We start from the raw sequence: 7,895 nt of genomic DNA, 5'->3' as shown, positions 1-7,895 counted from the left end.
GGGCGTGCTCCATCCGGGCCGCGGCCGCGGCGTTGCAGGTGTGCCGGACACGGTCCAGGGCCACGGCGATGATGGTCCCGGCCCGGGATGCGATTTCTCCGGCGGCGACGGCGGAGCCGAGTTCCTGTCGCGCGGGAGGCAGTTGCTGGCCGGTTAGTCCCTGCCGGGGCAGGAGGCTCTCCGCGAGGCAGAGCCGGCGGCGTGCCTCGGATGCGCTGATCCGCAGCCGCGCCCGGAGGAACTCGGTGGTGTTCCGGTAGCCGTCGTCACCGGCAACACCAGCAACTTCGGTAACTTCGGTAACTTTGGCGACCTCCGTATCGGCGGGGGTGTCGCGCCAGCCGGTGGTCCACGATGTGGTGCCCTTCACCGCGGTGGCGGGCTGCTTACGGGTCCGGTCCACGGCGGCGGCTGCCACGAGTTGGAGATACTCCACGGTCCGGGAGAGCTCTTCCACCTGCCCGGCGAAGTCCGCCGCAGTCCGGAATCCCCAGCCCCCGGCGTCGGCCACCGCCGTCGAAGCGACATCCCGGAGCACCGCAAGGGCGCTGTCCACGCCGGGCTGTTGGTCCAGGGATGCGCCACGGAGCCCGCCCCGGGCCCCGGCCCGGGCTGGGCCCGGATCCGTGTCCTGGAAAGGAATGAATTCCCCGACGGTTTCCATAACTTCACATTACTAAGGGGGTCCGACACGAAACCGACTCCGCGCTCGATGGGCATCTCCGGCGCCAGATCGCCCGCCCTAAAACAGATTCATGACCCGCCGCCCAGGCAAAACAGATTCATGACCCGCCGCCCAGGCAAAACAGATTCATGACCCGCCGCCCAGGCAAAACAGATTCATGACCCGCCGCCCAGGCAAAACAGATTCAGGACCCGCCGCCCAGGCAAAACAGATTCATGACCCGCCGCCCAGGCAAAACAAATTCAGGACCCGCCGCCCAGGCAAAACAGATTCAGGACCGCCGACCCGGTCGAACAAAATCAGGACCCGCCGCCCAGCACCCGCGGCCGGCCAAACTGCGTGCGCACTCCAGGCGAGAACAACACCGACTCAGGCGGCCCTTCTACAATGATCCCTGCTGCAGCGATGAGCTGGTCCTCCAAAACGGTCACCCGCGCCCGGTGCAGCGGCCACGCGCTGTGTGTGTTCGGAACGTAGAGCGTCTTGCCGCGGAAGCTGGTATGAAGTCCGAACCGGGCGGTGAGGTGGACGGACAGCGGATCGGTAGCTCCGGCGTCGGACTCCGGGGCCACCGCGAAATCGCTCCGGGCACCTCGCCCAAAACGGCGCACCGAGTACCCGATGGACGGGTCCGCCGGACTTGTTGCCCGGAAGTGGTCGCGCGACCACACATAGGGAATCCCGGCGGCCCGCGCAGCGAGCACCACAGCCAGCCGCGAGGCGTCCAGGCTGAGGAAAACTACACCCCGGGTGCCGTCCGGTTCCCGGGAGTAGAGGCGAACGTTGATCTCGTTGAAACTGCCGAAGTACGGAATCCCGGGCCCCTGGCCAAGGCCGGCGCCCTGCATGCGGAAACCGATCAGCCCCACCCAGGCGGATCCGTCGAAGACGTCCGGGACCACGCCCGGAGGCATGAACGACGCTGCAACGGCATCAGGGATGCGCCAATGCAGAAAGACGGCATCCGTCCATCGCTGATCCATGATGATCGGGGTCGGAAGGCCGGGGGCGCTTGGCCAGGGATCGAGACTCATCAGTTGTGATCCATTAGTTCAGGGCCCGGGTTCCCTCCGGAAGCATCCCCCCGGCCAACAACGCCGTTGTGGCGTCAGCCAAGGCTGTCAGCGCCACGCGCTGGGTCCACGGGCCGTACGAGATGCGGGCGACGCCGAGTTCCTGGAGCCTTGCCGGCGCCAGCGAACCGGGCACATTAATGACGGAAACCTTGTTCCAGCCAATCCCATCCACCAGCGCGGTGACGGTGGCCTCATCCAGCAGGCCCGGCACAAACACCGTCGTTGCACCCACCTCGAGGAAAGCGCGGCCACGCTCGATGGCATCGGTTAGCACAGCCGCGGGATCCCTGTCCTGGCCCTTTACGAAGGCGTCGGTTCGGGCGTTGAGAACGAAGTCGATGCCCTCTGCCTCGGCTGCCCGAACCACGGAGCGCATCTGCGCCACGGCATCGCCGAGGGAGCGCATCTGGTCCTCGATGTTGGCGCCGACGACGCCAGCACCAATGGCCTTGCGCACGGTCTCCCCGGGGTTTCCGTAGCCAGACTCGAGGTCGGCACTGACCGGGAGCGACGTCGCGTCGGAGATCAGCCGGATGGCGTCGATCATGTCTTCCAGCGGGATATTCTCGCCATCCGCATAGCCTAGCGATGCGGCGATGGAGTGGCTGGCTGTGGCCACGGCGCGGGTGCCGGGAATGTCAGCCACCACTTTCGTGGAAATCGCGTCCCAGACGTTGATGACCTGCAGGATGTCGGGCGCGTGGTGAAGGCGGAGCAGTTCGGTGGCTTTGGGGGCAAGAGAACGCACGTTTTCTGTCATTCCCCGAGCCTAGCCGGGGACGGCGTCAGCTGGAAGGAATTCAGCTCGCCGCGGACGCGGTGGGGGCTGCTTCGGGCTGATGCTGCCAGGGCCAGCGGCCGGTGATTTCCAGCTCGAGCGAGAAGCTCAGAAAGGTCCGGATGAGCACGATAATGGCCAGCACGCCGACGCTCTCAAAGGTGGGAGCGACGGCGACAGTCCGGATGATGTCGGCGGCCACAAGCAGTTCCAGCCCCAGCAGGATCGAGCGGCCCAGCAATTGCCGGTAGGAGCGGTACACGGACAGCGGTTCGGACCCCGCAGGCAGGCGCCGCGGCTGGAATCCGCGCATAGCCATCGGGATGGACACGACGGCGCCGATCACCATGACGGCCACGCCGGCGATGTCCATATACCGGCCTGCCGCTTCAATAATCTGCTGCAAGTCCATTGTTTCCCTTACTGGAAGCTCGGTGGCTGTTGTCTGGGCCTGGTTATTTCTGGGCCTGGTGTTGTCCGGACAGGGCAGGAACTGGCGTGCCGGACCCTTAGGCGTGCCGGACCCTTAGGGGTGCCGGACGCCCACGCCGGCGAGAATGGCGCGATAGCCTTCCCGGAAACTCGGGTACTGGAACTCCAGACCGGTGCCACGCAGCAGGGTGTTGGTGCAGCGTTTGTTGCCGCCCCGGGTCGGCTCGCCTGTGCGGGGAGGCTCGCCTTTGCGGGGAGGCTCTCCGCCGGTCGCTTGGACGGTTGAACCGTCAGCCCGGGTGCCGTTTTCCGTTCGCGACGGCGGCTGCGGGAGTCCCAGCTCGGCGGCCAGGAAGCGCAGCACCTCGCCGAGTTGGGCCGGTTCATTGTCCACGCCCACGTACAAGGGAGCCGGCGTCCCGGACATGGTGCACAGCAGGACGATCGCGGCCGCGGCGTCGTCGCGGTGGATCCGGTTGGTGAAGCGCGATTCCGCCGGGATCACGGCGGCACCGCTGCGCACCTGGTCCATCAGCCGGGTCCTCCCGGGGCCGTAGATTCCGCCGAGGCGCAGCACCACCGGCGTGATCCCTGTGCCGTGCAGGCGGCTGGCCAGGAGTTCTTCCGCTTCGCGGATGATGCGGCCTGAGAATCCGGCGGGTTCCGGCGTCGTGCTTTCGTCAATCCAGCCGCCGTCGGCGTCGCCATACACCGCGGTGGAGGAGACGAACAGCACGCGCCGGACGGGCGCGGGGGAGGCCAGCACCGCGTCCAGTACGTTCGATACCCCGTCCACATAGGCGGCGCGGTAGGCATCCTCGGTGGGGGAGTCCGCTGCAATGGCGACGACGACGGCGGTGGTGTCCGCCGGGACGGGCGGCAGTTCGCCAGCGCTCAGGTCAGCCGCGGCGCCTTCGATGGCAGCCGGAAGTTTCTCCGGCGAACGCCGCCAGCCCACCACGCGGTGGCCGGCGGCTGCAAAGCGCAGCCCGGCCTCGGTTCCCAGATCGCCGCAACCGGCCAGAAGTACAGTCATGACGGCAAGTCTGCCAGCTTTCGGGCTCCGCTCCGGTCAGCCTTGAGCAAATCCTGGCGGGATCTTGTTTCCACCGGCCCGCTGGCGAACGTCAATTCGAGTTCCGCGACCAAGGCCCTCGTTCCTGTCAGTTTGCGGCGGGCTCTTCCGGCTGGCGCCCTGCGGGCGTATCCTCCGAGTTGTCATGGTCTCAAAATTCGCATTCATGACAGGAGAACACCCATGTTCGACCAAAAGTTCATTACCGATGCAATGAGCCGCAGCGCCGAAGACCCGATGGATCGGCGCATTTTGTTCCGCGCCGCCGGCATCGCAGGGATTGGCGGCGCCGCCGCGCTGCTCGCGAGTTCACCGGCCTATGCGTCCGGGGAGGACGAGGATTCCGGCAAGGGGCCCAGCGACGGGGCCATCCTGAATTTCGCCCTCAACCTCGAATACCTCGAGGCGGAGTTCTACCTGCGTGCTGTGACCGGCCGCGGCCTGGACGACGGGCTCACGGACGGCAAGGGACGCAAGGGGGGTGTCACCGGCGGAGCGAAGGTACCGTTCAAGTCCGGCAGCCTGATCGAAAAATACGCCAAAGAAATAGCCGCAGATGAAGAAGCCCATGTGAAGTTCCTCCGCGCAGCACTGGGAAAAGCCGCTGTTTCCCGACCCCAAATCGATCTGGAGGCCAGCTTCACCGCCGCGGCGAAGGCCGCGGGCCTGATCAAGGCAGGCCAGAAATTCAACCCCTTCGCCGATGAAACCAGTTTCCTGCTGGGTGCCTTCATCTTCGAAGACGTCGGCGTCACCGCTTACAAGGGAGCAGCCCCGCTGATCGATAACAAAACTTACCTCGAAGCCGCCGCCGGTATCCTCGCCGTCGAGGCCTACCACGCCGGCATCATCCGGACCACCCTGTACGCCCGGGATCTGCAGATGCCCGTCCAGGCCATCTCCGATGCCCGGGACAGTCTCGACGGATCCACCGACCTCGACCAGGGCATCGGGACCAAGGCGACCGCCAACCTCGTCCCTACGGACGCGAACGGGATCGCCTTCAGCCGGACCGCCGGTCAGGTCCTGAATATCGCCTATCTGACTCCCAAGGCAGTACGCGAAGGCGGGTTCTTCCCCAAGGGCGTCAACGGCGAGATCAATACCAGCGCCGCCAGCTCCTAACACCAGCAGGACCGCCGGAATGCAGCGGTGGGTCTCACGGCATCGGGGCGTAATCGCTCCGTCGCAGGTGGGCCGCCGCCGTTGTGCGCTTTTGTGGGCCGGCCGCCGCCGTCGAAGCCTCACGACGGCGGCACCGGTCGCCCGCCGTCGAAGCCTCACGACGGCGGCACCGGTCGCCCGCCGTCGAAGCCTCACGACGGCGGGCGGTTACCTGGCCGGAATCGGGAAGAAGACCCGGGGATCCTGCAGCAGCGCCGGGTAGTCGAAGGCCGAGCGGTCCAGGATTTCGTCGACCTGGAAGTTGCGGGCGAAATGGCCGTCCACGGTGATGGGCCGGCCCAGGACCTTGCCTACCGCGAAGGAGGTGCCGCCGGCGATCGGGATGGCCACCACGGAGTTGCCGGGAAGGGTGGTGAACGCTTCTTCCTGCTGCTGGCGCTTGCGCGTCGGCTTCTTGACGAGCTGCTTTGGTGGAAGCTTGCGCTGCTTCGCCGGGCGCCGGGCTCCGGAATCGGCGTAGACGAACTGGTACTCGTCGTCCTCGGCGGCGGCCTTCGCGCGACCCACGAGGGGCAGGCTGACGGTGTCCAGCTTCGCCGGGTCGGTGTCGCCAAGCGGCAGGCGGAGGACCCACATGCGCTCTCCGGCGGGATCCTCCGGCGGCAGGTCGCGCCTCGGCTCAGGCCAGACGTATTCGAGGTCCGGATCGGTGTCCGGGAACAACGCTGTGTAGAAGCGCGGGTCCTTGCTGATCAGCCGGGAGCGGTGGCTGAGGTGCAGCTCAGGGTTTCCCAGCCACGGCGGCATCGGAATCTTGGCCGCATAGTCCGGGTGCGCGGCCTGGGGCGCGAACTCCATGATTTTCCCGCGCGTCGTGTCCTCGCCGCCGCGGGCCGTCCACTCGTCCACCATCGTGAGGCCGTAAAGCGTCAACGCGGGAACGTATCCCATCCACATCCGGATGGCCGGGTGCGACTGCCAGCCGTACTCCGGGATCACCAGCGCGCGGAGGACCTGCAGCGCTTCAACGCGCTGCTTGCCGAGCCGTGCGCGGTCCAGCACCGCGGCGCTCTGCTGAAAATCGGGGAAAGGGAGAAAGGTCTGCATCTCTCCAGTTTGGGGCCACGGAGCCAATGCGCCAATTGCACGGGATCACGGGTGAGCGTGTTCACATTCCGGAACGGGACGGACGGCCCACGGCATCGGAGCGTAAACTAGCCCAAATACCCCTGCCGCCCGGAAGACACGTCCATGTCGAGTGAAGCAGTACCCGAAGATACAGCGCCGTTGGCGCCCAAGTACGGACAAATGCTGGGCCCGGAAGCCAACGGCATGCTGGTGCTGGAAGAATTCACGATCGATCCTGCGGCGGCGCGCCGGGAGCAACGCGGTTTCCCTCTGGCACTTGCCACCTTCGCTCTCACTATGCGGCGCATCCTCGCGTTCCGACTCTTCATCGCCGTCGTCGCGATCGGCAACCTGCCGTTGTTCCTGCTCTCCAGCGGCTGGGAAATCTACGCCATCTCGCTGACGCTCGTGGTGGCGGTCCACGCGGCGATCTCCTGGCTGAACCGCCAGGAGCCGAAGATCCGTCAGCGGCGGATGCTGGAACTCCATTTGCACCGGGAGCAGAGCGCCAACTATCGCAAAGTCCGCGATGCCGTGAAGTACGTGATCGACGCCCCGGCCCGGATGAACGAAAACCTCTACCTCGAACTCCTCGCCGCCAAGCGGGTGGCCCTGCACCTCGCCATGGGCACCGTGGCACTGCTGGACACCAGCGACGACGCCGCCTGGAAGGTTCGGATCGTCCGCGAAATTCCACGGGCCACCTGAGCCAGCGTCACCAACAAGATTTTCACCCAAAAGATATAGCCGACGCCGGAGCGCCCCCGCAAGGGTTCGCTCCGGCGTCGTGGTTTTACCAGTGAGCCGCTGACGAGTCAGTAGCTAGGCGGGGAGCTGCAGCACCTGGCCGGGGAACACCAGATTCGGGTTGCTGATGGTCGCGGCGTTGGCATCGGCGAGCGGCTGCCAGCCTCCAGCGATGTTGAGCTCCGCAGCGATCTTGCTCAGGTTGTCGCCGCTCCGGATTGTGTAAGTCCGGCCACTCAGGGCGAGCGCCGCAACGTGTCGCGGTGCCGGAACGGCTGCCTTGGGCGCGGCGCTCCGGGCCGGCACCTTGGCCGCCGGGGCCGGTACCTTGGCCGCCGGGGCCGGTACAGCGGCAGCCGCCCGGGCGGGCACCTTGGCCGCCGGGGCCGGGACAGCAGCAACCGGGGCCGGAACAGCAGCGGCCGCCTGCGGCCTGGCGGCGCTGGGCGGTGCCACTGCGCCGCCGGCCAGGCCCAACTTTGCGGCGCAGGCCGGCCACGCTCCCCAGCCCTGGCCGGCCTGCACCCTGTCGGCGACAGCGATCTGCTGCTCACGGCTGGCATTCGCCGCAGACCCGGTTCCGCCATAGGCCGCCCACGTGCTGGGGCTGAATTGCAGCCCGCCGGCGTAGCCGTTACCGGTGTTGATGGCCCAGTTGCCGCTGCTTTCGCACTGGGCGAGGGAATCCCAGACGGACGCGGCGGCAGCGTTGGGGACAGCTGCGCTGGCGGCCGTGGCGGACAGCGCGACGCCGGCGATCGAGACGGCCGCGACCGTGATGGCGCGGCGCGCGGCAGAGCGATGGATTGATTTGTTCATGGCGACACATGCTCCTGAGGGCCACCAGCG

9 protein-coding genes are annotated in these 7,895 nt (G+C 66.9%); 2 read left to right on the top strand and 7 right to left on the bottom strand.

What is annotated here, in order from left to right; all coding sequences use genetic code 11:
• From AC50X6_RS16640 to AC50X6_RS16620, 5 genes are all read right to left on the bottom strand, one after another.
• Positions 1–664 (bottom strand): DUF222 domain-containing protein (locus AC50X6_RS16640; protein WP_494967272.1); only part of this gene is annotated, 664 nt, incomplete at its 3' end.
• A 320-nt stretch (positions 665–984) separates the two neighbouring features.
• The gene (locus tag AC50X6_RS16635) at positions 985–1,719 is read right to left on the bottom strand and encodes a YqjF family protein (RefSeq protein WP_494967271.1); all 735 of its coding nucleotides are present in this window, start codon (positions 1,717–1,719) and stop codon (positions 985–987) included.
• 13 nt (positions 1,720–1,732) lie between these two features.
• Positions 1,733–2,521: an isocitrate lyase/PEP mutase family protein gene (locus AC50X6_RS16630; protein WP_494967270.1), complete on the bottom strand. Its 789-nt coding sequence runs from the start codon at positions 2,519–2,521 to the stop codon at positions 1,733–1,735.
• Positions 2,522–2,561: 40 nt separating this feature from the next.
• Entirely contained in the window at positions 2,562–2,951 is a 390-nt protein-coding gene (locus AC50X6_RS16625) for a DUF1622 domain-containing protein (RefSeq protein WP_494967269.1), read from the bottom strand.
• A 114-nt stretch (positions 2,952–3,065) separates the two neighbouring features.
• Positions 3,066–4,007: an SDR family oxidoreductase gene (locus AC50X6_RS16620; protein ID WP_494967268.1), complete on the bottom strand. Its 942-nt coding sequence runs from the start codon at positions 4,005–4,007 to the stop codon at positions 3,066–3,068.
• A 222-nt stretch (positions 4,008–4,229) separates the two neighbouring features.
• On the opposite strand from AC50X6_RS16620, the gene AC50X6_RS16615 reads away from it, so the two are divergent.
• A complete protein-coding gene (locus AC50X6_RS16615) occupies positions 4,230–5,171 on the top strand; it encodes a ferritin-like domain-containing protein (protein WP_494967267.1) in 942 nt (313 codons plus the stop codon).
• 207 nt (positions 5,172–5,378) lie between these two features.
• Here the strand turns inward: AC50X6_RS16615 and AC50X6_RS16610 are convergent, their stop codons facing one another.
• Positions 5,379–6,278: an MSMEG_6728 family protein gene (locus AC50X6_RS16610; RefSeq protein WP_494967266.1), complete on the bottom strand. Its 900-nt coding sequence runs from the start codon at positions 6,276–6,278 to the stop codon at positions 5,379–5,381.
• 144 nt (positions 6,279–6,422) lie between these two features.
• Between AC50X6_RS16610 and AC50X6_RS16605 the strand changes: the two genes are divergently transcribed.
• Positions 6,423–7,007, top strand: coding sequence for a hypothetical protein (locus AC50X6_RS16605; protein WP_494967265.1), 585 nt, complete (start codon positions 6,423–6,425; stop codon positions 7,005–7,007).
• A gap of 114 nt (positions 7,008–7,121) precedes the next feature.
• Here AC50X6_RS16605 and AC50X6_RS16600 read toward each other — a convergent pair whose 3' ends face one another.
• On the bottom strand, positions 7,122–7,865 hold the full coding sequence (locus AC50X6_RS16600; RefSeq protein ID WP_494967264.1) for a transglycosylase family protein: 744 nt from the start codon (positions 7,863–7,865) through the stop codon (positions 7,122–7,124).
• Between the last annotated feature and the right edge of the window lie 30 nt (positions 7,866–7,895).

Source organism: Pseudarthrobacter sp. HLT1-7 (assembly GCF_059383435.1).
The sequence above is the reverse complement of the archived record's forward strand: the minus strand, read 5'-3'. Positions and strand labels throughout refer to the sequence as shown.